This is a genomic window from Actinomadura sp. NTSP31 (genome assembly GCF_041951385.1).
GTDB lineage: Bacteria > Actinomycetota > Actinomycetes > Streptosporangiales > Streptosporangiaceae > Spirillospora > Spirillospora napierensis.
The window spans coordinates 40,494-64,148 of the sequence record NZ_JBGNUT010000034.1 but is presented as its reverse complement, the minus strand read 5'-3'; the positions used below and the strand labels follow the sequence as shown (position 1 = coordinate 64,148).

Here is a 23,655-nt window from a genome sequence, read left to right as displayed (position 1 = left end):
AAGATCACCCTAGGGCGTGTGCGGGCGTCCTACCCCGGCTCGGGCGCCCTAGCCCGCGTCGAAGCGGGCGAGCAGGCGCATCACGCGCGGGGACACCCGGGACGCCAGGTAGCTCAGCCGCGCCTCCGGGGTGACCGGCACGACCGCCCGGTCGTCGCGGACCGCGTTGACGATCTGCTTCGCGACGCCCTCCGGCCCGAAGCCCCGCAGCGCGTACGCCCGCGCCGCCTTCTCCCGGCTGCGCGCCTGCTCCTCGGTGCCGCGCCCCACGAACCGGGACGTGCGGGTGATGTTGGTGTTGACGATGCCGGGGCAGATCGCGGAGACGCCGATGCCCTTGCCCTTCAGCTCCGCGCGCAGGCACTCCGACAGCATCAGCACGGCGGCCTTGCTGGTGGCGTAGGCGGGCAGCGTGCGGGACGGGGTGAACGCGGCGGCCGAGGAGGTGTTGACGATGTGGCCGCCCTGCCCCCGCTCCACCATCTGCGTGGCGAACAGCCGCGCACCGTGCACGACGCCCCACACGTTCACGCCGAGGACGGCGCTCCAGTCGCCGACCGTGTGGTCGAGGAACGACCCGGCCATGCCGATGCCGGCGTTGTTCACCACGACGTCCGGGACGCCGTGGTCGTGCAGGACGGACTTGGCGAAGTCCTCCATCGCGGCGGCGTCGGACACGTCCACCTGGTAGGGGTGCCCGGCCGGGCCGACGAGCCCGGCGAGTTCGGCGGTGCGCTGCGCGGTGGCGAGGTCGAGGTCGGCGGCGACGACCTCCGCGCCCTGCTCGGCGAACGCGAGCGCGGTCGCGCGGCCGATGCCGCTGCCGGCGCCGGTGACCACGACCAGCGAGCCGTCGAAGGCGCGCCGGTCGCCGCCGACGCGGGCCCGCTTCAGCGCGCGGGACTCGGCGGCGGTGAGCGGGCCGCCCTGGACGCCGGTGATGTGCTCGTGGATCCAGCGGGCGACGACGTCCGGATGGCTGCGCGGCACCCAGTGGCCGGCCGCGATCGGGCGCAGCGACAGGTTCGGCACGCGCGCGGCCAGGCCGCCGACCAGGTGCGGCGACACGAACAGGTCCTTCGTCGGGACGATGACCTGCGTGGGCACGTCGGTGCGGCGGTCGCGCGGGCGGCGCAGCCGCTGCACCATGTTCGCCCGGTAGAGGGCGACGCCGGACGCGCCGTCGCGCGCCATCGTCCGCGCCGGGTGGCCGTCGCGCGGGGCGACGCCCTCGCCGAGTTCGAGGGCCCGGCTGAACGGCCTGGACAGCCCGGCGAGCCACATCAGCTCGGGCAGGACGGGAGTCTGGAAGAAGTAGATGTACCAGGACCGCACGCCCTGCCCGGCGGCGCGCCTGAGGTTCGCCGGGGTGGGGCGGGTGAGGTTGCGCCGCGTCCAGTGCGCCACGTGGTCCAGGCACGGCCCGGAGATGGAGGTGAACGAGGCGAACCGCTCCGGCATCGTGCAGGCCGCCTCCCACGACTGGATCGAGCCCCAGTCGTGCCCGACGAGGTGCACCTTGCGCTCGGGCGCCGTGGCGTCCAGCACCGCCCGCATGTCGGACATCAGGTAGTCGAAGGTGTAGCGCCTGCGCCCGAACGGCCGGGACGACGCGCCGGCGCCGCGCACGTCGTAGCGGACGACGTGGTACCGGCCGGCGAGCCGCGCGGCGACCTCGTCCCACACCGCGTGGGTGTCGGGGTACCCGTGCATGAGCAGGACGGTCGGCCTCGACGGGTCCCCCTGCTCGTAGACGGCCAGGTCGACGCCGTCGCCGCGGACCCGCCGCCGCCTCACCGGCGCCGCGGCGGCGGTGCCGGGGGCGCCCGGGGTGCCGGGGGTCATCGTCTGCGTCATTGCGCCTCCCGTCGTGCCCACCGGTGCACGTGGGGCAGGTCGTCGTCGAGCCAGTAGGCGTCGTCCTCGGTGACCACGAGGATCTCCTCGAACTTCACGCCGACGCCGCGGAACCCGATGTGCGGCTCCACCGCCCACAGCCCGGGCGTCGGGGGGTGCTGGGACTGCGCGGCCCCGTTCCAGAGGGGGGATCGCCCTTCCAGGCGCTCCTTGACCAGTTCGCGGCCGATGGTCTGCAGGAACCGTACACCGAACGGGAATCCGACGCCCTTGGGAAGGATGCCGCCGATGATCCCGACCTGGTGGCCGATGACCCGTCCGGGGTACTTGGCGTGCCGGTTCTCGTAGCCCTGCCGCTCGATCAGGGCGTCGACCTCGGCGTAGACGTCGGCGAACGTGCGGCGCTCGCGGACGAGTCCGAGGATCAGCGCGCGGTAGGAGGCGAGGTCGGCGTCGAGCCGGTCCCAGACGCGGTTCTCGCCGAGGACGCCGCCGTAGCCGATGTCGGCGGAGTATCCGTCGCGCACCGGCGCCATGTCGAGGATGTAGGGCATGCCCTCCTCCAGCCGCGTCGCGCTGGGGAGGAACTGGGTGGGGACCTTGAAGCCCCGGAACGCCGACCGGTCGCCGAACCAGGCGAAGGGGGTGTGCAGCCAGTCGTCCACGCCGTGCGCGCGCAGCCAGCGGCGCATGCGGCGGCACGCCTCCCGCTCGGTCACGCCCGGTTCGAGGGTGGCGGCGACCTCGTCGGCGCACTGGTAGCACAGGCGCTGCACATCGCGGAATCGCTCCAGCTCCGCCTCGTCATGCGTGCGGGCGAGCGTCACTTTATTGGACACGGTGTTAATTAACCGCCGACTCCGAACCCCGGTCAAGAGCGGGGCGCGTGACGCTCGCCACCCGCGGACGCGGCGAGGGCCCGTACGGCGCGGCGGTACGGGCCCTCGGAGGAGGTCTCCGGGGAGCCCTCCGGTCGCGGTGTCGGTGCGGGACTAGTACGGGTCGTAGCCCGCGGCCTGCGCGGCGGGGGACTCCTTCAGGTAGTCCAGCGCGCGCGGCGTCGAGCAGACCTTGGACGGGTGGTGGTTCGGCTTCAGGTAGACGGGCGCCTCGCCGAGCAGCAGCTTGAAGATGCCGGGCACGTGGCCCTGCCGGACGGACCGGCGGTACGAGCGCAGCAGCCGCAGCGGCGTGATCCGCTTCGTCACCGTCGGGTCCTGCTTCATCAGGTACAGCGACCCGCCGATCAGCGCCCAGTACAGGAAGAACAGCGAGACCACCCAGGCCGCCACCCGGGTCGGGTAGCGCCCGCCCATCGCCCGGTAGACGTCGAACACCACCGACCGGTGCTCGACCTCCTCGGCGCCGTGCCAGCGCAGCAGGTCCAGCATCGTCGGGTCGACCCCGGCCTCCTCCAGCCGGTGATTGTCCATGATCCACTGGCCGAGCACGGCGGTGTAGTGCTCGATCGAGGCGACCGCCGCCAGCTCGAACCGCAGCCGGCGCCGCCACGCCCGCGGGTTCTTCTCCTTCAGCGCCGCCATCTGCGCGGGCCGCTCGGAGTTGCCCTTGGCCATCTCGTCGGTGATCTTCGAGATGTCGATGCCGTTCGTCTCCAGGATCTGGTCGAGCACGCCCTGGTGCGAGCGGGCGTGCACCATCTCCTGGCCGATGAACCCCCGGATCTCCTCCAGCAGCCGCTCGTCCTTGATGTGCGGGCGGGCGTCCTTGACGCACTGGATGAACCACTTCTCGCCCTCGGGCAGGACGATGTGGAAGGAGTTGATGATGTGGGTGGCGAGCGGATCGCCGGGCACCCAGTGCAGCGGCGTGGACGACCAGTCGAAGGAGACCCGCCGAGGCTTGATCGGGGGATGGCGCTCGTCGATGCCGGACGCCGCTCCGCCGTCTGTCAGGGGCCTCGTCATTCCCTAGTCCTCCTGCTTCGCGCGCCCGGGGCCGGACGCGGCGCGGGGTGCGCGCGCGCGTCCTTGCGTAGGGGGAGCAGTCAACTCCTGTGACGGGCCGGTGTCTTGAGGACGGACCAACAAGTTACCGATTGGTTTTCGGTCCGAGGTGACAAAGGCCCGCCGATCAGCGCGGATGCGGGACGCGGATCCGCTCCGCCCCGGTGTAGACGTTCATCGTGTCGCCGCGCAGGAAGCCGACCAGCGTCATGCCGGCGTCCTCGGCCAGCTCGACCGCCAGCGAGGAGGGCGCCGACACCGCCGCGAGCACCGGGATCCCCGCGGTCATCGCCTTCTGGGTCAGCTCGAACGACGCGCGGCCGCTGACCATGAGGATCTTGCCGGCCAGCGGCGGCAGGCCCTGGCGCAGGGCCCACCCCACGACCTTGTCGACGGCGTTGTGCCGCCCGACGTCCTCGCGCACCGCGAGCGGCTCGCCGCCGGCGTCGAACAGGCCGGCCGCGTGCAGCCCGCCCGTCCGGTCGAAGACCCGCTGCCCGGCGCGCAGCCGGTCCGGCAGCGCGGCCAGTACCTCCGGAGTGATCCGGACGGGATCGGCGGACACCTCGTACGGCCGGTCGGTCCGCAGCGCCTCGATGCTCGACTTCCCGCACACCCCGCACGCGCTCGTCGTGGTGAACGCGCGCGTCATCGCGTCGTCGGGCGGCGCCACCCCGGGGGCCAGCACGACGTCCAGGGTGTTCTGCTCCCGGGTGTCCGCGCAGTAGCGCATGGCGGCGAGGTCGGCCGCCCCGCGGATGACGCCCTCGGCCGCCAGGAACCCGGCGACCAGGTCGAAGTCGTGGCCGGGGGTGCGCATCGTGATGGTCAGCGGCTTGCCCGCGACGCGGATCTCCAGCGGCTCCTCCACGGCCAGCGTGTCGGGCCGGCGCCCGGCCGTCCCGCCGGCGCCCAGCCGCAGGACCGGCTTGCGCACGGTGATCCGCCCCATGAAGGCAACGGTACCCCGCTGCCCGAGCCGACGAAATCTCCCGGGTCGGCGGGAAGTTCAGTCGGGGACGCCGCGGGGGCGGGGCGTCCGCCAGCCGTACCGCATCGCCAGCACCCGCAGCGCGAACGCCAGGACGGCGGCGCCGGCGGTGACGGCGCCGCCGTGCAACCCGGCCGACGAGGCGCCGGCCGTCACGGCGGCGCCGAGCATCGCCGGCAGCGCGTAGAGCTGCCGGTCGTACAGCACCGCGGGGATCTGCCCGCTCAGCATGTCGCGCAGGATGCCGCCGCCCACCGCGGTCACCACTCCGAGCAGCACCGCGTGCAGCGGCGACAGCCCGTGGTCCAGGGCCTTCACCGTCCCGGTCGCGCAGAACAGCCCGAGGCCCGCCGCGTCGAACAGCAGCACCGCCGGCAGCAACCTTGCGACCTGCGGGTGCCAGAAGAACACCAGCGCGGACGCGACCAGTGGCACGAGCACGTAGCCGAGGCTGGTGAACGCGGCCGGCGGGATCGCGCCGATCACCAGGTCCCGCAGGATCCCGCCGCCCAGTGCGGTGATCTCCGCGAGCACCACCATCCCGACGACGTCCAGCCGCTTGCGGACGGCGGCGAGCGCGCCCGAGACCGCGAACACGAAGATGCCGGCCAGGTCCAGCACCTGGGGGACGTCCAGCCGGCTCACGCGGGACCCCGGGACGGGACGCGCGGGGCGGCGGCGCGGCTCAGTCGCGCCGGTCGATGTTCCAGTTCGCCACGACCGCCGCGAACGGCGGGATGATCATCGCGAAGACCGACATCGCGATCGCGGCGGCCGTCGAGTACAGCCGGACGACCGTCCAGGCCAGGACGATGAAGGTGAGGCACGTCCCCATCATGATCCCGTACGCGAGCTTGCGCCGCCTCATACCCCCACCGTACGTCGCACGGCGCCGCGCCGCCGGCCGGGCCTGACGCCCGGCGGGCCGCCGGCCCGCCGGGCGGTGCTCGCGGAGGCGCACGGGAATCGAACCCGCCGTCCCGAGATGCTCGGGACCAACGGTTTTGAAGACCGCGGAGGCCACCAGGCGCTCGCGCGCCTCCGCCGCGATACTAGTCGATCACCCCGCGTAGAGGGCGTCGAGGGCGGCGGCGTACTTGCCGTGCACGACCCGGCGGCGCAGCTTGAGGGTCGGGGTCAGCTCCTCGCTCTCGGCCGTCCACTCGGCGGGCAGCAGGCGCCACTTCTTGACCTGCTGGACGCGCGCTAGCCGGGCGTTGGCGTCCTCGACGGCCTTGCCGACCTCCTCCAGGACGAGGGGGTGCTCGGCCAGCGCGGCGAGGTCGGTGGTCTCGATCCCGTGCGCGGCGGCCCAGACCGGCGCGACCTCGCCGTCCAGGGTGATCAGCGCGACCACGTAGGGGCGGCGGTCGCCGAAGGCGAGGGCCTGGCCGACCAGCGGGTGCTCCTTGAGGTGGTTCTCGACCATGGACGGCGCGATGTTCTCGCCGCCGGCGGTGATGATCAGTTCCTTCTTGCGGTCGACGACGGTGAGGAACCCGTCCTCGTCGAGGCGCCCGACGTCGCCGGTGTGCACCCAGCCGTCGGCGTCGATGAGGTCGGCGGTGGCCTCGGGCCGGTTCAGGTATCCGGGGGTGCAGGTCGCGCCCCGGACCAGGATCTCCCCGTCCTCGGCGAGCGTCAGTTCGACGCCGTCGAACGGGCGGCCGACGGTGCCGAGCTTGAAGGAGTCGGCGAGGTTGGCGGTGATGGCGCCGGTGGTCTCGGTCATCCCGTAGGCGTCGAAGATCTTCAGGCCGAGGCCGGCGAAGAACCGGGCGACCTCGACCGGCAGCGGCGCGGCGGCGCTGGAGGCCTGGAGCACCCGGTCCAGGCCGAGCAGCGCCCGCATCGGGGTCAGCACGGCGGCGTCGGCGGCCTCGAACGCGGCGGTGACCTCGGGGGTGAGGGTGTTGCCGAACTCCTGTCCGGACACGTACGCGCGGCCGGCCTCCAGCGCGCCCGCGACGGCGGCCTTCTTCGCCGGGTCCCGCTCGGCCGACAGCACCGCCTGGATGCCCGCCATGATCTTCTCCCAGACGCGCGGGACGCCGAAGAACGAGTGCGGGCGCACCTCGGCCAGCACCGTGGTCAGCTGCGCGGGGTCCGGGCAGAAGTGGACGTGCGAGGCGAGCCGGACGGGCAGGTAGTAGCTGAGGACGCGGTCGGCGATGTGCGCGAACGGCAGGTAGGAGACGCCGGACGGGTGCTCGGGCAGCACCGAGCTGCGCCGCACCATGGCGGCCTCGTGCAGCACCATCGAGTGGGTGATGAGGACGCCCTTGGGGTCGCCGGTGGTGCCGGAGGTGTAGAGCAGGGTGACGGTGTCCTCGGGCTTCACGGCCTGCCAGCGGCGGTCGATCGCGGCGGGGTCGGCGGCCAGCTCGCCGCGGCCGAGCGCGGTGAAGCTGTCCCAGCTCAGGTAGCGGTCGTCGTCGACCGGGCAGGCGGCGGCGTCGACCACGATGATCTTGCGGAGGTGGGGGAGCCGGTCGAGCACGGGCTGCCAGCGGGCCAGCTGGTCGGCGCCGTCCAGCACGGCGTACCTGGCCTCGCAGTGGCCGGCCACGTAGGCGACCTGGTCGGGCGCGAGGGTGGCGTACACGGTGGTCGGCACGCCGCCGGCGTGCACGGCGCCGAGGTCGGCCAGCACGTGCTCGGACCGGTTGGGCATCATCAGCGCGACCACGTCGCCGGGGCCGAGGCCGAGGGCGGCGAACCCGGCGGCGGTCTCCAGCGCCCGGGTGCGGGTTTCGGCCCAGGTGAGCGTCCGCCATTGCCCGTCGACGCGGTCGGAGTAGGCCGGCTTCTCTCCGTGTTCCGAAGCGGTGGCGGCGAGGCCGGTGCAGACCGTCTGCCCCTCGACGGCCCGGTCCGGCTCGTCCCGCTGCTCCTGGATCCCCATATGGCGCCCCTTGAGTAAGTGATGACTTGCAGAACAGGATCGCACCATGCCGAACGGCGTTCGGACAAGCCCTTCCGGCATTTTCCGCTGGTCGCGCCGCGGGCGACCCCTGGGTGACCGGACCCGTACAGTCCGTTTGTTGATCATTTGTGGTAGTTGTGCGTTAAATCTCCTGGTGACCCGTCTCGTCCGAGCAGCCCGCCTCACCCAGTACGCCCACGGCGGCGGCTGCGCGGGCAAGATCCCGCCCGGCGAGCTGGAGGGCATCGTGGCCGGCCTCACCGGCGCCGGGGACCCGCTTCTGATCGGCGGCGCGGACGGCGACGACGCGGCGGTGCTGCGCTTCGCCGGCGGGCGCGCGGTGGTGTCCACCGCCGACTTCTTCACCCCCGTCGTCGACGACGCCTACGACTGGGGCCGGATCGCCGCCGCCAACGCCCTGTCGGACGTGTACGCCGTCGGCGGGGAGCCGCTGATGGCGCTGAACCTGCTCGGCTGGCCGCGCGACGCCCTGCCCGCCGAGCTGGCCCGCGAGGTGCTGCGCGGCGGCCGGGACGTGGCGGACCTGGCCGGCTGCGTCATCGCCGGCGGGCACAGCACCGACGACCCCGAGCCCAAGTACGGCCTCGCCGTGACCGGCGTCGCCGACCCCGACCGGCTGCTGCGGCTGGACGCCGGGCGGCCCGGCGTCCCGCTGTCGCTGTCCAAGCCGCTCGGGCTCGGCGTCCTCAACGCCCGGCACAAGGCCACCGGCGAGGTGTTCGCCGAGGCCGTCGAGACGATGACGGCGCTGAACGCGGCGGCCGGGGTGGCCGCCCTGGAACGCGGCGCCGTCTGCGCCACCGACGTGTCCGGGTTCGGGCTCCTCGGCCACCTCTACAAGCTGGCGCGGGCCAGCGGCGTCACCGCCGTCGTGGACGCCGCCGCCGTCCCGTACCTGGACGGGGCGCGCGCCGCCGTCCGGGACGGCTTCGTGTCCGGCGGCACCCGCCGCAACCTCGCGTGGGTCTCCCCGCACACCGAGTTCCGCCGGATCGCCGAGGAGGAGCGGCTGCTGCTGGCCGACGCGCAGACCTCCGGCGGGCTGCTGGTGGCCGGCGAGATCCCCGGCGCCCCGGTGATCGGGGAGCTGGTCCCGCTCGGCCGGCGCCACCTCGTCGTCCGCTAGCCCACCGCGCGGTGGGCGCCGCCGTGTCGGGACCCCGGGGGCGGGTAGGGCGGGGGAGACCGCCTTCGTTTCCAGGGAGCGGGCATGACCATCGGGGGGATCGTCTCCGCCGTCGTGCTGGGCGCCGTCGTCGGGGCGCTCGGCCGGCTGATCGTGCCGGGCCGGCAGAGCATGCCCGCCTGGCTGACCGTCCTGGTCGGCATCGTGGCGGCCTTCGCCGGGACGGGCCTGTGCGCGATGGTCGGGCTGCGCACGTCCGGCTGGAACTTCTGGGAGACGATCTTCCAGGTCGGCGTCGCCGCCGCCGGCGTGTGCGCGGTCGCGGCGTTCTGGCCGCCGAGGAGCCACCGCTAGGCGAGCCCGCGGCCGGCCGTCAGGGCGCGGGCGGGCGCAGGACGGGCCGCAGCTCGTCCAGCACCGCGGCGTCCTCGATGGTGGACGGCACCGTCACCTCCGCGCCGTCGGCGATGCCCCGCATCACCCCGCGCAGGATCTTCCCGGACCGCGTCTTCGGCAGCCCCGCGACGACCTCGACCCGCTTCAGCGCCGCGACCGGGCCGACCTGGTCGCGCACCATCCGCACCAGCTCCGCGCCGAGTTCCCCGGGCTCGGCGAGGACGCCGCTCTTCAGCACGACGAAACCGCGCGGCACCTGGCCCTTCAGCGGGTCCGCGACGCCGATGACCGCGCACTCCGCCACCGCCGGGTGCGCGGCGATGACCTCCTCCATCGTCCCGGTGGACAGCCGGTGCCCGGCCACGTTGATGACGTCGTCGGTGCGGCCCATCACCCACACGTAGCCGTCCTCGTCCACGTGGCCGCCGTCGCCGGTCAGGTAGTGGCCGGGGTGGCGGGTCAGGTACGACTCGACGAACCGCTCGTCGTCCTGCCACAGCGTCGGCAGCGTGCCGGGCGGCAGTGGCAGCCGGATCGCGATGTCGCCGTCGGTGCCGGGCGGGACCGGCGCGCCGTCCGGGCCGAGGACCCGCACGTCGTAGCCGGGCACCGGGACCGACGGCGACCCGGCCTTGACGGGCATCGGCTCCAGGCCGCGCAGGTTCGCCACGATCGGCCAGCCCGTCTCGGTCTGCCACCAGTGGTCGATGACCGGCCGGTCCAGCACCCGCGACGCCCAGTGGTAGGTGTCGGGGTCGAGCCGCTCCCCGGCGAGGAACAGCGTGTCGAGCGCCGACAGGTCGTGCCCGGCGAGCAGCGCCCCGTCCGGGTCCTCCTTCTTGACGGCGCGTATCGCGGTCGGGGCGGCGAACAGCACCTTGACGCGGTGCTGCGCGGCGACGCGCCAGAACGCGCCCGCGTCCGGCGTCCCCACCGGCTTGCCCTCGTACAGCACGGTCGTGCAGCCGGTGAGCAGCGGCGCGTACACGATGTAGGAGTGCCCGACGACCCAGCCCACGTCGGACGCGGCCCAGAACACATCGCCCGGCCCGACGCCGAACACGTTCTCCATGGACCACCGCAGCGCCACCGCGTGCCCGCCGTTGTCGCGGACGACGCCCTTGGGCCGCCCGGTCGTCCCGGAGGTGTAGAGGATGTAGAGCGGGTCGGTGGCGGCGACGGGCACGCACTCGACCGGACGCGCCGCCTCGACCGCCTCGTCCCACTCCACGTCCCGCGGCCGGACGAGGTCGGCGTGCAGCTGCTCGCGCTGGCGGATCACGCACCGCTCGACCTTGTGCTTGGCCAGCCCCAGCGCCTCGTCCAGCAGCGGCTTGTAGGGGACGACCCGGCCGCCCTCGATCCCGCAGGACGCCGACACGACCGCCTTGGGCCGGGCGTCGTCGATCCGGACGGCGAGCTCGCGCGCCGCGAAGCCGCCGAACACCACCGAGTGGACCGCGCCGAGCCGGGCGCACGCCAGCATCGCGATCACGGCCTCGGGGATCATCGGCAGGTAGATGACGACCCGGTCGCCGCGCTCGACGCCCTGCGCGCGCAGCGCCCCGGCGAACCGGGCGACCAGGTCCCGCAGCTCCCGGTAGGTGTGGGTGCGGACCGTCCCGGTGACGGGGCTGTCGTAGATCAGCGCGGCCTGGTCGCCGCGCCCCTCGTCGACATGCCGGTCCAGGGCGTTGTCGCAGGTGTTCAGCTCGCCGCCGGTGAACCAGCGGTAGAACGGGGGCGCGCCGTCGTCCAGCACCCGGTCGGGCGGGACGAGCCACCGCACGTCGCGTGCCGCCAGGCCCCAGAACCGGGTCGGATCGGCGATGCTGCGTTCGTACGCGGCCGCGTAGGCGCCCATTTCGTCCTCCCGGTGGCGGTGGCCCGGCCCCGATCCGCGTTTCGGGGCGCACCCCTATAGGGCATGGCGCGGGTGCCTTTCGTCAAGGCCCCGCGCCGCCGTCTCCCGGTCAGGCCGGGCGCTCGTGCGGGTGCCGGGCGCCGTGCACGACGGCGACCGCGGCCGCCAGGACGGCACCGGCCGCGACGATCCAGAAGCACAGCTCGTAGGCGCCGAGCGTCGGCACCTGCGTCCCCGCGATCACCTTCCCGGCCAGGATCGACGCGGTGACGGCGCCCGCGACGCTGCCGCCGGTGGTGCGGACGAGCGAGTTGATGCCGCTGGCGATGCCGCTCTGGTCCATCGGGACGTGCTGGACGGCGAGCGTGCCGAGCGCGGCGTACGCGATGCCGAAGCCGATGCCCTGGATCGCGCTGAACGCGAGCATGTCGTAGCCGTGCGAGTTCGACAGCGCCAGCCAGGTGTAGCTGAGCCCCGCGAAGACCGAGCCGAGCGCGAGCGTGTAGGCCGGGCCGATGCGCCGGGCGACGTTGCCGGACATCGCGGACGCGACGAGCATCGTGACGGTGCTGGGGAGCATGTAGAGGCCGACGTCCAGCACCGAGCCGCTCAGCCCGTACCCCACCTTGCCGGCGGGGGACTGGACGAAGCCGGAGATCAGGGTGAACGCGGCGAACATGGCGAAGCCGAGCAGCGTCGAGGCGAGGTTGGCCGACAGCGACTTCGGGCCGACCAGCAGGTTCAGCCGCACCAGCGGCTCGCGCACCCGCTGCTCGACGGCGACCCACACCGCGCACAGCACGGCGGCGGCGGCGAACAGGCCGATCGTCCCGCCGGCCGTCCAGCCCCAGTCGTTGCCCTCGCTGATCGCCAGCAGCAGGCAGACCAGCCAGCCGGCCAGCACGAGCGCGCCGGCCAGGTCGGGCCGCCCGCCCGCGCGGGTGCCGCTGTCGTGCGCGGTGACCGCGACCAGCACGAGGCCGGCCGCGGCGAGCGCGGCGGTGATCCAGAACACCGGGTGGTGGCTGGTGGTGCGGTCGGCGATCAGCCCGGTCACGATCATGCCGGCGCTGCCGCCGACGCCCATGGTGGCGCTGACGATGCCGATGGCGGTGGTGATCCGCTCGCGCGGGAAGGTGTCGCGGATCATCCCGATGGCGAGCGGGATCATCGCGGACGACACGCCCTGCAGGGTGCGGCCGGCGATGAGCACGCCGAGCGAGCCGGACACCGCGCAGATCACCGAGCCGACGAACAGGAGCACCAGCACCAGCAGGATCATCTTCTTCTTGCCGTACATGTCGCCGAACCGCGACAGCAGCGGGGTGGCGACGGCGCCCGCCAGCAGGGAGGCGGTGAACACCCACGTCACCGCGGTGACCGAGACGTGGAAGTGGCCCATCAGCTCGGGCAGCAGCGGGATCACCAGCGTCTGCTGGACGGACACCACCATGCCGGCGATCGCCAGCGCGAACAGGGTGAGGCCGGTGCGCGGGGGGCCGGCGGCCTGCCGCCCGGTCGTGGCGGCGGCCGCCGTCTGGGCGCCGGTCATGAAGCCTCCTGGGGGGGAAGGTCCCGATCGGTGGGAGCTCGGGAGTGCGCGGAAAGTCTACTTACTTAAGTTAAGTAACTGCATCGTACAATGGATCACATGTCCACCCCGCCGCGGTCCGCCGCCCACCCGCAGACCGGCGCCGCGGCGCCGCGCGACATCGTGGAGATCGAGCGCGCGCTCAGCCGCGTCGCCCACATGCTCACCCGCGCCAAGCAGCACGACCGGACGGTGGCCGTGGCCGGCGTCCCGGTCGACCGGGCCGCCGTGCCGCTGCTGGGCGCCCTCGCCGACGCGCCCGGCCCGCTGCGGCCGGGGGAGCTGGCCGTCCGGCTGGCGGTGGAGGCGCCGCACGTCACCCGCCAGGTGCAGCGGCTGGAACGGGCCGGCTACGTCGAGCGCGTCCCCGACCCCGACGACGGCCGCGCCCAGCGCGTCCGGATCACCGGCGCGGGGCTGGAGGCCGTCGAGCGGGTCCGCGCGGCCGGCCGCCAGTGGATGGCCGAGGCCCTCGGGGGCTGGTCGCCGGAGGAGCGCTCGCAGCTGGCCGGTCTGGTGCACCGGATGGTCGACGACTTCCTCGCGCACTCCGAGCACCTCGCCCGCTGCGAGGGCCGCGGCGGCGAGTAGGGCGGCCCCAGCGCCGACGATTCATTGCCGCTTGCGGTTTACGCGAGGTTAGTGAGATTTATGATCACGCGGTGTGGGCCCGATCGGGTTTCGCTCGGGGGCCCGGCGTCCTTAGGGTTGCCTTCCGTGGACCTTCGTCTGCATTACCCCCGCAATGACGTCCGCGCCGGCGTCTCCCTCCTGCCCGCCGTGCCCGCCCCCTTCCCCGCGGCTCCGCGCGCCGCGATCCGGGAAGGGCGCTGATGCAGGTCGTCGCGACCGCCGGCCACCACGGGCACGGCAAGTCCGCCCTGGTGCGCGCCCTGACCGGCATGGAGCCCGAGGAGCCCGGCGCCTGGACCGAGCTGCCCTCCGGCCGCCGGCTGGCGTTCGTGGACGTCCCCGGGCACGAACGGTCCGTCCCGGCCATGCTCGCCGGCGCCGGGGCCGTGCCCGCCGTGCTGTTCGCGGTGGCCGCGGACGAGGGCTGGATGCCGCAGTCGCAGGAGCACCTGGACGCGCTCGCCGCGCTCGGGGTCCGGGCCGGCGTGCTCGCGGTGACGCGCTCCGACGTCGCCGACCCCAAGCTCGCGCTGCGCCAGGCCCGCGACCGCCTCGCCGGGACCGCGCTGCGCGGCGTCGAGGCCGTCGCGGTCAGCAGCGTCACCGGCACCGGGCTGGACGAGCTGGCCGCCGCCCTGGACCGGCTCGCCGGGCGGCTGCCCGTGCCCGACCCGGACGCGCCGGTGCGGCTGTGGCTGGAGCACGCCTTCACCGCCGGCCGGCAGAGCGTCGTCACCGGCACGCTCGCCGCCGGGCGGATCGCCGTCGGCGACGAGCTGCTGCTCATGCCCGAGGGGCGCCGCGTCCGCGTCCGGACGATCGGCAGCACCGGCGGCCCCCGCGAGAGCGCCACCGGCGTCTCCCGCGTCGTGCTCACGCTGCGCGACGCCGGGCGCGTCGCCGCCGGCATGGCGCTGGTCGCGCCCGACCGCTGGTCCCTCACCACCTGCGTGGACGTGCGGACCCGGTTCGGCGCGGCGTCCGGCCGGCTCGCGCGGCGGATGACCCTGCACATCGGCGCCGCCGCCGTCCCGGTGCGGCTGCGCCCGCTCGGCCCCGACACCGCCCGGCTCACCCTCAACGCCCGGCTGGCCCTGCACATCGGCGACACCGCGCTGCTGCGCGACCCCGAGCGGCGCGCCATCGCCGGGGTCAGCGTCCTGGACGTGCGCCCGCCGACCCTCGTGCGGCGCGACGCGGGCGCCGCCCGCGCCCGCGAGCTGGCGACCTGGCCCGACCGTCCGGACGGCGCGCTCGTGCTGGGCCGGCACGGCGTGCTGCGCGCCGCCGAGCTGACCCTGATGGGCTGCGCCCCGCCGGACGGCGCCGTGACGCTGGACGGAGGCTGGCTCGCCGACCCCGCGCACTGGGCCGCGCTGCGCGAGCGCCTCGCCGAGGAGACGGCGCGGCACGCCGCCGCGACCCCGCAGGCGCCCGGCCTCCCGCTGGAGAACGCCCGGCTGCGCCTGGGGCTGCCCTCCCGGCAGCTCGTCGCCGCGCTCGTCCGGTCCCCGCTGCGGCTGGAGGGCGGCCGCGTGCACGGCCCGGCGCCCGAACCGGCGCCCGAGGTTCCGCCCGCCCCGGCACCGCCTGCCCCGGCGGCCGAGGCTCCGCCTGCCCCTGCGCCCGAGACTCCGCCTGCCCCGGCGGCCGAGGGTCCGTCCGTCCCGGCGGAGGCCGAGGCGGCGCCGCGTCCGCCGGAGCGGCCGGCGATGCCGCCGGGGCTGGCCACCGCCGTCGAAAGCCTCCGCGCCGACCTAGCGCGCGCCCCGTTCCACGCGCCGGCCGAGGAGCGCCTCGCCGAACTCGGCCTGACCGGCGGCGCCCTCGCCGCCGCCGAACGCGCGGGCGCGCTGCTGCGGCTGCGCGACGGCGTCGTCCTGCTGCCCGGCGCCGACCACGAGGCGCTGCGCATCCTGTCCGCGCTGCCGCAGCCGTTCACCCCCGGGCAGGCGGGCGACGCGCTGTCCACCAGCCGCCGCGTCGCCGTCGCGCTGCTGGAGCACCTGGACGCCCTCGGCCTCACCGAGCGCCGCCGCTGACGGCCCGCCGGCGAGTCGGGGACGGACCGCGCGGGACGGGAAAACCGGTTGAACCGGGGCGGGCGCCTCTGGCCTCATAGATCACGGTTCGGATCCCGTCGACAAGGAGAAGGCATGCCGTACCAGACTCTGAAGGGCGGCCGCGTTCCCATCCGCATGTGGACCGACCCCGCCACCGTCGAGGACCAGGCGCTCGACCAGCTCCGCAACGTCTCCGCCCTGCCCTGGGTGGAGGGGCTCGCGGTCATGCCGGACGTCCACTACGGCAAGGGCGCGACCGTCGGCTCGGTCATCGCGATGAAGAACGCGGTGTCCCCGGCGGCCGTCGGCGTCGACATCGGCTGCGGGATGACCGCCGCGAAGTCCTCGCTCACCGTCGAGGACATGCCGGACGACCTGTCGGGCGTCCGGCACCGGCTGGAGAGGGCGATCCCCGTCGGCCGCGGCTCGCACAAGAGCGCCGTCGACCCGGCCGCGCTGCCGAACCTCAAGGAACGCGGCTGGTACGACTTCTGGAAGGCGTTCGAGGACCTGCACCCCGCCGTCCGCGCCGGCCTCGGGCGGGCCCGCGCCCAGATGGGCACGCTCGGCGGCGGCAACCACTTCCTGGAGCTGTGCGCGGACGACGGCGGCGCGATCTGGCTCGTCCTGCACTCCGGGTCCCGCAACATCGGCAACGTGCTCGCCGAGCACCACATCGAGGCCGCCCGCAAGCTCCCGCACAACCAGGACCTTCCGGACACCGACCTCGCGGTGTTCCTCAGCGGCACCGTGAAGATGGACGCCTACCGGCACGACCTGTTCTGGGCGCAGGAGTACGCGCGGCGCAACCGCGCGGTCATGATGGCGCTCGCGCAGAACGTCGTGACCAGGCAGTTCGGCGAGAAGCGCTGCAAGTGGAACCAGGTCATCTCCTGCCACCACAACTACGTGGCGGAGGAGGAGTACGGCGGCGAGGAGCTGCTCGTCACCCGCAAGGGCGCGATCCGCGCGGGCGCCGGCGACCTCGGCATCATCCCGGGCTCGATGGCGACCGGCACCTACATCGTCCGCGGCCTGGGCAACGAGACGGCGTACAACTCCGCCTCGCACGGCGCGGGCCGCAGGATGAGCCGCAACAAGGCGCGCAAGAACTTCACCGTGGAGGACCTGGTCGAGCAGACGAAGGGCGTCGAGTGCCGCAAGGACAGCGGCGTCATCGACGAGATCCCCGGCGCCTACAAGGACCTGGAGACGGTGATCGAGGCGCAGTCCGACCTCGTCGAGGTGGTCGCGCACCTGCGGCAGCTCGTCTGTGTGAAGGGCTGAGGACGTGACGGCGGTGCAGCGGCCGGCGAACGCGCGCGGCGCGGGCGACGGCATGAAGCTGCACCGCCGGACGGTCCGGCTCGGCGGCCGGGACCACACCGTCATCGGGCTGCGGCCGGCCACCCGGGCGCGGTTCAGCACCAACCTCTTCCACGAGACCTGGCACGTGCTGTCCGACCAGCACGGCGCCCGCGTCCTCGCGCGGCTGCTGTGGGGACTGGCCTACCAGTCGCGGCCCGGCACGCTGCTGGTGATCGACCGGCCGTTCCTCGCCCCGACGCCGTTCGACGCGGACCCGGCCGACCCGATCGTCCTCGTCCCGTCCTGGCACACCCCGTTCACCGCCGCGACCGCCCGCGAGCTGGCGCGGCGGCTCCCGCTGCGGCGGGCGCCGGACGGCACCGTCCGGTGGCGAACGCACGGCCTCGACGGCGCCCTCGCCGACCCGCGGGCCTGGTTCCGCGACCGCCCGCCGACGGACCGGCCCGAGCGGGGCCGGGTGAAGCGGACGCACGGCCTGGTCGCGCTCCTGCCCGCCCGTCCCGCCGAGGCGCGGGAGTGGGCCGTGCAGGCGGGATGGCTCGATGCCGCCAATCCGCACGGCATGGACCACGACTACCTCGACGGGCAGTGCCGGTGGGCGTCCGGCGAGATCCAGATCTTCCGCGACTTCCACCGGCGGGTGAGCGTCGCCCGCCGCGCCCGCGCCGACGTCCTCGCCCGCCCGGACGCTCCCGCCGACCCCGCCGAGCTGCGGCCGCTCGTCTGGGACCGGCACGGCGAGATCACCTGGGCCGAGCGGGAGGCGGCCCGCCGGCGGGCCGGCCGCCGCTGATCAGGCCAGGACGCGGTCGATGAACACGGTGACGTCGGCGCGCGCCTCGTCGCGCCCCGCGTCCCCGCGAACTCCTCCTCCCGTGCCGCCGTCACCGGTGCCTCCCTCGTCCTCACCGGCCAAGCCCGCCGCCCGTGATGCGACGAATCGGCGATCGCCGCAATAGGCTGGGCTGATCGACCGTAACCCGGACGGCCCGCCCCGCGCGCCGTCCGCCCGGCAGGAAGGGGCGCCCGTGCTGGTCGACACCTTCGGTCGTACCGCGACGGACCTGCGTGTCTCGCTCACCGACCGGTGCAACCTGCGGTGCTCGTACTGCATGCCGCCCGAGGGGCTGGACTGGCTGCCGAAGCCGGAACTGCTCACCGACGACGAGGTGGTCCGGCTCGTCGGCCTCGCGGTCGGCGAACTCGGCGTCACCGAGGTCCGCTACACCGGCGGCGAGCCGCTGCTGCGGCGCGGGCTGCCGGACCTCGTGCGGCGCACCGCGGCGCTGTCACCGCGCCCGGAGATCTCCCTGACCACCAACGGGATCGGGCTCGCCCGGCTGGCCGCGCCGCTGGCCGACGCCGGCCTGGACCGGGTGAACGTCTCGCTCGACACCCTCGATCGGGCGACCTTCGAGAGGCTCGCGCACCGCGACCGGTTCGAGGACGTCCTCGCCGGTCTCGAGGCGGCGCGGGCGGCGGGCCTGGAGCCCGTCAAGATCAACGCGGTGCTGATGCGGGGGATCAACGACCACGAGGCGCCCGCGCTGCTGCGGTTCTGCCTGGAGCACGGCTACCGGCTGCGGTTCATCGAGCAGATGCCGCTGGACGCCCAGCACGGCTGGACCCGCGACGACATGATCACCGCGGACGAGATCCTGGACCGGCTGTCGGCCGAGTTCGACCTCGCCCCCGACGCCGGCCACGACCGCGGCAGCGCGCCTGCCGAGTCGTTCGTGGTCGGCGCGGGCCCGGAGACGGTCGGCGTCATCGGGTCGGTGACCCGGCCGTTCTGCGGCGCCTGCGACCGGGTCCGGCTCACCGCCGACGGGCAGGTCCGCAACTGCCTGTTCGCCACCGAGGAGTCCAACCTGCGCGACGCGATGCGCGGCGGCGCGACCGACGAGGAGATCACCGAGCGCTGGCGGAAGGCCGTGCGGGCCAAGCGGGCCGGGCACGGCATCGACGACCCGTCGTTCCTGCAGCCCGCCCGGCCGATGTCCGCCATCGGCGGCTGACCGGTGCCGGTCGGCGCGCTGTCGTCCGATGCGCTGTCGTTCGACGCGGTGCTGCTCGCGGGCGGCCGGGCCCGCAGGCTCGGCGGCGCCGACAAGCCCGCCGCGCCGGTCGGCGGCCGCACGCTGATCGAATGGGTCGCCGCCGCCGTGTCGGGCGCGTCCCGGACGATCGTGGTCGGGCCGCCGCGCGACGTGCTGCCGGACGCGATCCGGGTCCGGGAGGATCCGCCGGGCTCCGGGCCGGTGCCCGCGCTGCGCGCGGGGCTGGCCGAGGTCCGCGCGCCGTGGGTCGCGCTGCTGGCCGCCGACCTGCCGTTCCTGCGTCCCGCCCACATCGCCGCCCTGCTGGACGCGGCGGGGGAGCGCGCCGGAGCCGTGCTGGTGGACGACGACGGCCGCGAGCAGTGGCTCGCCGGATGCTGGCGCACCGGCCGCCTGCGCGATGCCCTCGCCGCGTACACCGGCGCGTCGCTGCGCGGCGTCCTCGGCCCCCTGGACCCCGCCGCGGTCGTGCTTCCCGCCGGTGACCGGCCGCCCTGGTACGACTGCGACACGCCGGACGATCTCGCGCGCGCCGACGGCCTCGCCAGGCCGGACGCGCTTTGACCGTGCGAGAGTGGGCATCGCGTACGTCGACGCGTTGAAGGGGGACGCCCATGTCGGTACTCGAGGACTGGATGAGCGCGGTCTGTGACGAGCTCGGCCTGGAACGCGGTGACATCGACCGCGACCTCGTGCTCGACCTGGCCCGGGACGTCGCGCACGGGGTGGCGCGTCCGGGCGCGCCGCTCACCGCCTACCTGCTGGGCCTCGCGGTCGGCCGCGGCGCGCCGGCCCGGGACGCCGCGGCCCGGCTCACCGAGATGGCCGAGGCCTGGAACACCGAACCCGCCGCGGACGGGGAGCCCGCCTCGGACGGGGAGCCCGCCGCGGGCGAGGTTCCCGAGCAGGCCGGCGAGCGCGTCCTCGACGAGGCCTAGCGGCCGGGCGCGACGCTCAGGTATCGCGGTCCTCGATGGGCACGACGTCCTTGAGGAAGTCGCGGCGGTCCAGGAACGCCGACAGGCTCTCGCGGTGCTCGTCGCAGGCGAGCCAGATCTTCCGCCGGTCCGGAGTGTGGATCTTCGGGTTGTTCCAGCGCAGGGCCCACACGGCGTCGGCGCGGCAGCCCTTGGCGGAGCACTGCGGTTCGTCGGGGCCGGGGTTCTGCGCGGATTCGGTCACCGGGCAACTGTGGCACAGCGGCCCGGCCGCCCGGGCGCCGGGTTTGGCCCGGTGATCTCCGGAAAGGAGATCGCTCGTGCGGACGGAGGCCACGGCGGGGGCCGGCCAGGAGGGCCGGGCGGAGCGTCCCTGGCGGGCGCTGTCGGTCTGCCTCGTCGCCGCCTTCATGACCCTGCTGGACGTCAGCATCGTCAACGTCGCGCTGCCGTCGATCAAGCAGGGGATGCACGCCTCGGAGGCGGAGCTGCAGTGGATCCTGTCGGGCTACGCGCTGACCTTCGGGCTGGTGCTGGTCCCGGCGGGGCGGCTCGGCGACGCGCGCAGCCGCCGCGCGGTGTTCATGTCGGGCCTGGCGCTGTTCACCGCGTCCAGCGCGGTGGCCGGCATCGCACCGACCATGACGTGGCTGCTGCTGGCCCGGCTGGTGCAGGGCGTCGCGGGCGGCATCCTCAACCCGCAGGTCGCGGGCCTCATCCAGCAGCTCTTCCAGGGCGGCGAGCGGGGCCGGGCGTTCGGGGCGCTCGGCGCGGTGATCGGGATCGCGACGGCCGCCGGCCCGCTGCTGGGCGGCGGCATCATCGCGCTCGCCGGCCCCGAGGAGGGCTGGCGGTGGGTGTTCTACGTCAACATTCCGGTCGGCGTCGTGGCGCTGTTCCTGGCATGGCGGCTGCTGCCCGCTCCGGTGCGCGGGGAGCAGCAGGGCCTCGACCCGCCCGGCGTGCTGCTGCTCGGCGCGGGCGTGGTGTGCGTGCTGCTGCCGCTCGCCCAGGAGCAGCAGTGGCACGGCAACGGCAAGTGGCTGCTGATCCTGGTGGGCGCCCTGCTCATCGCGGCGTTCGTCTGGTGGGAGCGGCGGGCCCGCGCGCCGATGGTCGACCTCGGGCTGTTCCGGCTCCGCTCGTACGCGCTCGGATCGGCGATCGCCCTGCTCTACTTCGCCGGGTTCACTGCGATCTTCTTCATCTTCACCCTGTACCTGCAGAACGGGCTGGGCTACAGCGCGCTGGAGGCCGGCCTCGCCATCACCCCGTTCGCCCTCGGGTCGGGGGTCGCGGCGGCGGTCGGCGGCCGCGTCGTGGCCAGGTACGGGCGCCCGCTGGTGGCCATCGGGCTCGCCGCGGTCACGGTGGGGCTGGCCGCCGCGTGGCTCGCCGTCGAGCTGGAACCGGGACGGGGCGTGGGCTTCGCGACCGCGCTGCCGCTGCTGTTCGCCGGCTGCGGCAGCGGGCTCGTCATCGCCCCGAACCAGACGATCACGCTGTCGGAGGTGGACTTCACGCAGGGCGGGAGCGCCGCCGGCGTGCTGCAGACCGGGCAGCGGGTCGGCACCGCGATGGGGATCGCCGCCGTCGGGTCGGTGTTCTTCTCCGCCATCGCGAGCACGCACGGCGACTGGGCCGGGGCGTTCCGCCGCGGCCTCGTCGTCATCCTGGCGTTCGTCGTACTGGCGCTGGCGGCGGCCGTCGCCGACCTGGCCGCCGGCCGCCGCGCCCGGTCAGCGGCGCTCGCGCAGCGCGACGCGCAGGACCACGGCCAGGCCCGCGAGAACTGCTGACGCCGCGCCCGCCAGCGCCAGGTTCTGCCGCCTGATGCGGGCCGGGATCCGCGCGTACGGCATCGTGGAGAACGACACCAGCTCGTACCGCGACACGTAGCGTCCGGCGAGGCGCCGCTCCAGCGCGTGCGTCGCCGCCTGCTTGGCCCGGTAGACCGGGGACGACACGCGGTCGCGCATCTCGATGAAGTTGTCCAGCGCCATCTCGGCGATCGCGTCGGTGTTGGGCTTGCGGCGCTCCTCGTAGAGCGCCAGCGCGCGGGCCCAGTCGCCGCCGGTCTCGGTCAGGCACCGGTCGATCTCGATGCAGTCCTCGAACGCGCAGTTGGCGCCCTGCCCGAAGAACGGGACGATCGCGTGCGCGGCGTCGCCGAGCAGCGCGACGATCGCGCCGTCGCCCCGCCGCGTCCACGGCCGGCACCGGACGGTCACCAGCGACCCCACCGGGTTGCGCGCGTAGTCCTCGACCAGGTCCGGGATCAGGTCCGCGACGTCCGGGTAGTGCTCGGCGAAGTACGCGGTGACCTTCTCGGGCGCGTCCAGCGCCGCGAGGTCGGACTTGGGCCAGAACAGCGTGCAGGTGAACGAGCGGTCCAGGTTCGGCAGCGCGATCATCATGGACGTGCCGCGCGGCCAGATGTGCAGCGCGTCCGGGTCCAGCGCGAAGTCGCCGCCGCGCGGCGGGACGGTCAGCTCCTTGTACCCGTGCTCCAGGAAGTCGGCGTCCTCGTTGAGGTCGAGGGACCGGCGCACGAGGCTGTAGGCGCCGTCCCCGGCCAGCACGACGTCCGCGGGCTCGGTGCCGCCGTCCTCCAGCAGCAGCGCGCCCGCCTCGACGTCCACACCGGTGACGCGCTGGGAGAAGCGCAGCGTCACGCCGGGCGTGGCCTCGGCGGTGTCCAGCAGCGACTCGTTGAGCTGCGCCCGGCTGATCGAGTTGATGGCGCGCGCGCCGTCGGCGCTGTAGGGCTGGAAGTTCTGCTCCTTGCCCAGCGGGTGCACCATCCGGCCGTGCATCGGCAGCGCCTGCTTGAGGGACCGGTCGCGCAGCCCCACCTGCTCCAGCGCCGCCAGGCCCCGGGCGGAGATCGCCAGGTTGATCGAGCGGCCCCGCTCGGCCCCCGCGATCCGGGGGTCGGGCCGCCGCTCGTAGACGGTCACCTCGATGCCGCGGCGGCCGAGCAGCACCGCCAGCAGGGATCCCGCCAGGCCCGCGCCGACGATCGCGACGCGCTCGCCCCCCTGGTCAGCCGCCATGGACGGGCTCCTGCCCGGTGGTGGGCTGCCCTGTGGTGGGCTGCTCCGTGGTGGGCTGCTCTGTCTGCGACCGGACCTCCCACAGGTCGGGGAACGCGGGCGCGAACAGGGTGGAGCGCAGGTAGTCGGCGCCCGCGGACCCGCCGGTGCCGAGCTTGGCGCCGATCGTCCGCTCGACCATCTTCAGGTGCCGGTACCGCCACTCCTGGACGCCCTCGTCGACGTCGACGAGCGCCTCGCACACCTCGGCGGCGGGCCCGTTCTCGTCGGCGTAGACGGCCAGCAGCACCTTCTGCACGCCGGGGTCCGGCTCCCACTGCCGCGCGGTGTCGCGCTCGAGCGCCTCGCGGGGCACCGGGTGGCCCTGGACGGCGAGGTAGCGCAGCAGCGAGTCGAAGATCGACGGCCGCGACACCGCGGCGCGCAGCCGCTCGTCGCCGCGCAGCACCGACGCGGGGAACCCGCGCCGCCCGAGCACCGCCTCGATCTCGCGGAACTGGTCGCTCTGGAACCCGCTGGAGGTGCCGAGCTCGTCCCGGAACGCGGCGAACTGCCGAGGCGTCATCGTCTCCAGCACGTCCAGCTGCCCGACCACCGTCTTGAGGATCTTGGCGATCCGGCGCGCGGTGTGCAGCGCGCCCGCGCTGCCGCCCGCCTCCAGCCGGCGCTGCAGCAGCGCCGCCTCGTGCAGGATCTGCTTGAACCACAGCTCGTAGACCTGATGGATGATCACGAACAGCAGCTCGTCGTGGGCCTCGGTCTTCGGCTCCTGGCAGGACAGCAGCCGGTCGAGCCGCAGGTACCCGCCGTACGTCATCGTCGGCGAATCCGTCATTA

At 74.4% G+C, this 23,655-nt stretch carries 23 protein-coding genes and 1 tRNA gene; 10 read left to right on the top strand and 14 right to left on the bottom strand.

Annotated features, from left to right (window positions below):
- Window positions 1-48: 48 nt before the first annotated feature.
- The 8 genes from ACA514_RS39890 to ACA514_RS39855 all read right to left on the bottom strand — a co-directional run bounded on the left by ACA514_RS39890 (window position 49) and on the right by ACA514_RS39855 (window position 7,720).
- Window positions 49-1,857, bottom strand: a complete 1,809-nt coding sequence (locus ACA514_RS39890) for an SDR family oxidoreductase (protein WP_375046497.1) — start codon at window positions 1,855-1,857, stop codon at window positions 49-51.
- A complete protein-coding gene (locus ACA514_RS39885; protein WP_375046496.1) occupies window positions 1,854-2,696 on the bottom strand; it encodes a M24 family metallopeptidase in 843 nt (280 codons plus the stop codon). The genes ACA514_RS39890 and ACA514_RS39885 overlap by 4 nt, the downstream gene beginning before the upstream one ends.
- Window positions 2,697-2,849: 153 nt before the next feature.
- Window positions 2,850-3,785, bottom strand: coding sequence for a metal-dependent hydrolase (locus tag ACA514_RS39880; protein ID WP_375046495.1), 936 nt, complete (start codon window positions 3,783-3,785; stop codon window positions 2,850-2,852).
- Between the two features lie 166 nt (window positions 3,786-3,951).
- Window positions 3,952-4,776, bottom strand: a complete 825-nt coding sequence (fdhD, locus tag ACA514_RS39875; RefSeq protein WP_375046494.1) for a formate dehydrogenase accessory sulfurtransferase FdhD — start codon at window positions 4,774-4,776, stop codon at window positions 3,952-3,954.
- Window positions 4,777-4,833: 57 nt separating this feature from the next.
- On the bottom strand, window positions 4,834-5,460 hold the full coding sequence (locus ACA514_RS39870) for a trimeric intracellular cation channel family protein (RefSeq protein ID WP_375046493.1): 627 nt from the start codon (window positions 5,458-5,460) through the stop codon (window positions 4,834-4,836).
- A gap of 40 nt (window positions 5,461-5,500) precedes the next feature.
- A complete protein-coding gene (locus tag ACA514_RS39865) occupies window positions 5,501-5,683 on the bottom strand; it encodes a DUF3099 domain-containing protein (protein WP_375046492.1) in 183 nt (60 codons plus the stop codon).
- 82 nt (window positions 5,684-5,765) lie between these two features.
- Window positions 5,766-5,858: transfer RNA gene (locus tag ACA514_RS39860), tRNA-Sec, on the bottom strand.
- A 17-nt stretch (window positions 5,859-5,875) separates the two neighbouring features.
- Window positions 5,876-7,720: an AMP-dependent synthetase/ligase gene (locus ACA514_RS39855; RefSeq protein WP_375046491.1), complete on the bottom strand. Its 1,845-nt coding sequence runs from the start codon at window positions 7,718-7,720 to the stop codon at window positions 5,876-5,878.
- Window positions 7,721-7,895: 175 nt separating this feature from the next.
- Between ACA514_RS39855 and selD the strand changes: the two genes are divergently transcribed.
- Both selD and ACA514_RS39845 read left to right on the top strand, forming a co-directional pair.
- Entirely contained in the window at window positions 7,896-8,888 is a 993-nt protein-coding gene (gene selD / locus ACA514_RS39850; RefSeq protein WP_375046490.1) for a selenide, water dikinase SelD, read from the top strand.
- 84 nt (window positions 8,889-8,972) lie between these two features.
- Window positions 8,973-9,242, top strand: a complete 270-nt coding sequence (locus tag ACA514_RS39845) for a GlsB/YeaQ/YmgE family stress response membrane protein (RefSeq protein ID WP_375046489.1) — start codon at window positions 8,973-8,975, stop codon at window positions 9,240-9,242.
- A 19-nt stretch (window positions 9,243-9,261) separates the two neighbouring features.
- Here the strand turns inward: ACA514_RS39845 and ACA514_RS39840 are convergent, their stop codons facing one another.
- A complete protein-coding gene (locus tag ACA514_RS39840; protein ID WP_375046488.1) occupies window positions 9,262-11,148 on the bottom strand; it encodes a propionyl-CoA synthetase in 1,887 nt (628 codons plus the stop codon).
- Window positions 11,149-11,257: 109 nt separating this feature from the next.
- Entirely contained in the window at window positions 11,258-12,700 is a 1,443-nt protein-coding gene (locus tag ACA514_RS39835) for an MFS transporter (RefSeq protein ID WP_375046487.1), read from the bottom strand.
- Window positions 12,701-12,799: 99 nt separating this feature from the next.
- Here ACA514_RS39835 and ACA514_RS39830 point away from each other — a divergent pair, with 99 nt between their 5' ends.
- The 4 genes from ACA514_RS39830 (at window position 12,800) to ACA514_RS39815 (ending at window position 17,557) form a co-directional block, all read left to right on the top strand.
- Complete coding sequence (locus tag ACA514_RS39830; protein WP_375046486.1) at window positions 12,800-13,330, top strand: MarR family winged helix-turn-helix transcriptional regulator; 531 nt, start codon at window positions 12,800-12,802, stop codon at window positions 13,328-13,330.
- 242 nt (window positions 13,331-13,572) lie between these two features.
- Entirely contained in the window at window positions 13,573-15,414 is a 1,842-nt protein-coding gene (locus ACA514_RS39825) for a SelB C-terminal domain-containing protein (protein ID WP_375046485.1), read from the top strand.
- A 114-nt stretch (window positions 15,415-15,528) separates the two neighbouring features.
- Window positions 15,529-16,722, top strand: coding sequence for an RtcB family protein (locus tag ACA514_RS39820; protein WP_375046484.1), 1,194 nt, complete (start codon window positions 15,529-15,531; stop codon window positions 16,720-16,722).
- 4 nt (window positions 16,723-16,726) lie between these two features.
- A complete protein-coding gene (locus ACA514_RS39815) occupies window positions 16,727-17,557 on the top strand; it encodes a hypothetical protein (protein WP_375046483.1) in 831 nt (276 codons plus the stop codon).
- Here ACA514_RS39815 and ACA514_RS39810 read toward each other — a convergent pair whose 3' ends face one another.
- Window positions 17,558-17,680, bottom strand: a complete 123-nt coding sequence (locus ACA514_RS39810; RefSeq protein WP_375046482.1) for a hypothetical protein — start codon at window positions 17,678-17,680, stop codon at window positions 17,558-17,560.
- Window positions 17,681-17,792: 112 nt separating this feature from the next.
- Here ACA514_RS39810 and moaA point away from each other — a divergent pair, with 112 nt between their 5' ends.
- The 3 genes from moaA to ACA514_RS39795 are packed head-to-tail and all read left to right on the top strand — an operon-like array spanning window position 17,793 to window position 19,762.
- A complete protein-coding gene (moaA, locus tag ACA514_RS39805; RefSeq protein WP_375046481.1) occupies window positions 17,793-18,782 on the top strand; it encodes a GTP 3',8-cyclase MoaA in 990 nt (329 codons plus the stop codon).
- Between the two features lie 3 nt (window positions 18,783-18,785).
- Window positions 18,786-19,388 carry a molybdenum cofactor guanylyltransferase gene (locus tag ACA514_RS39800; RefSeq protein WP_375046480.1) on the top strand — a complete coding sequence of 201 codons (603 nt, stop codon included), beginning with the start codon at window positions 18,786-18,788 and terminating at the stop codon, window positions 19,386-19,388.
- A 50-nt stretch (window positions 19,389-19,438) separates the two neighbouring features.
- Window positions 19,439-19,762 (top strand): DUF6457 domain-containing protein, encoded by a 324-nt coding sequence (locus tag ACA514_RS39795; protein WP_375046479.1) that lies wholly within the window; start codon window positions 19,439-19,441, stop codon window positions 19,760-19,762.
- A 16-nt stretch (window positions 19,763-19,778) separates the two neighbouring features.
- Here ACA514_RS39795 and ACA514_RS39790 read toward each other — a convergent pair whose 3' ends face one another.
- Window positions 19,779-20,006 carry a hypothetical protein gene (locus ACA514_RS39790; protein WP_375046478.1) on the bottom strand — a complete coding sequence of 76 codons (228 nt, stop codon included), beginning with the start codon at window positions 20,004-20,006 and terminating at the stop codon, window positions 19,779-19,781.
- A 76-nt stretch (window positions 20,007-20,082) separates the two neighbouring features.
- Between ACA514_RS39790 and ACA514_RS39785 the strand changes: the two genes are divergently transcribed.
- A complete protein-coding gene (locus tag ACA514_RS39785) occupies window positions 20,083-21,561 on the top strand; it encodes a DHA2 family efflux MFS transporter permease subunit (RefSeq protein ID WP_375046477.1) in 1,479 nt (492 codons plus the stop codon).
- Here the strand turns inward: ACA514_RS39785 and ACA514_RS39780 are convergent.
- Window positions 21,502-22,818, bottom strand: a complete 1,317-nt coding sequence (locus ACA514_RS39780; RefSeq protein ID WP_375046476.1) for an FAD-dependent oxidoreductase — start codon at window positions 22,816-22,818, stop codon at window positions 21,502-21,504. The genes ACA514_RS39785 and ACA514_RS39780 overlap by 60 nt on opposite strands.
- The gene (locus tag ACA514_RS39775) at window positions 22,808-23,653 is read right to left on the bottom strand and encodes a tryptophan 2,3-dioxygenase (RefSeq protein WP_375046475.1); all 846 of its coding nucleotides are present in this window, start codon (window positions 23,651-23,653) and stop codon (window positions 22,808-22,810) included. Before ACA514_RS39775 ends, ACA514_RS39780 begins: the two co-directional genes overlap by 11 nt.
- Between the last annotated feature and the right edge of the window lie 2 nt (window positions 23,654-23,655).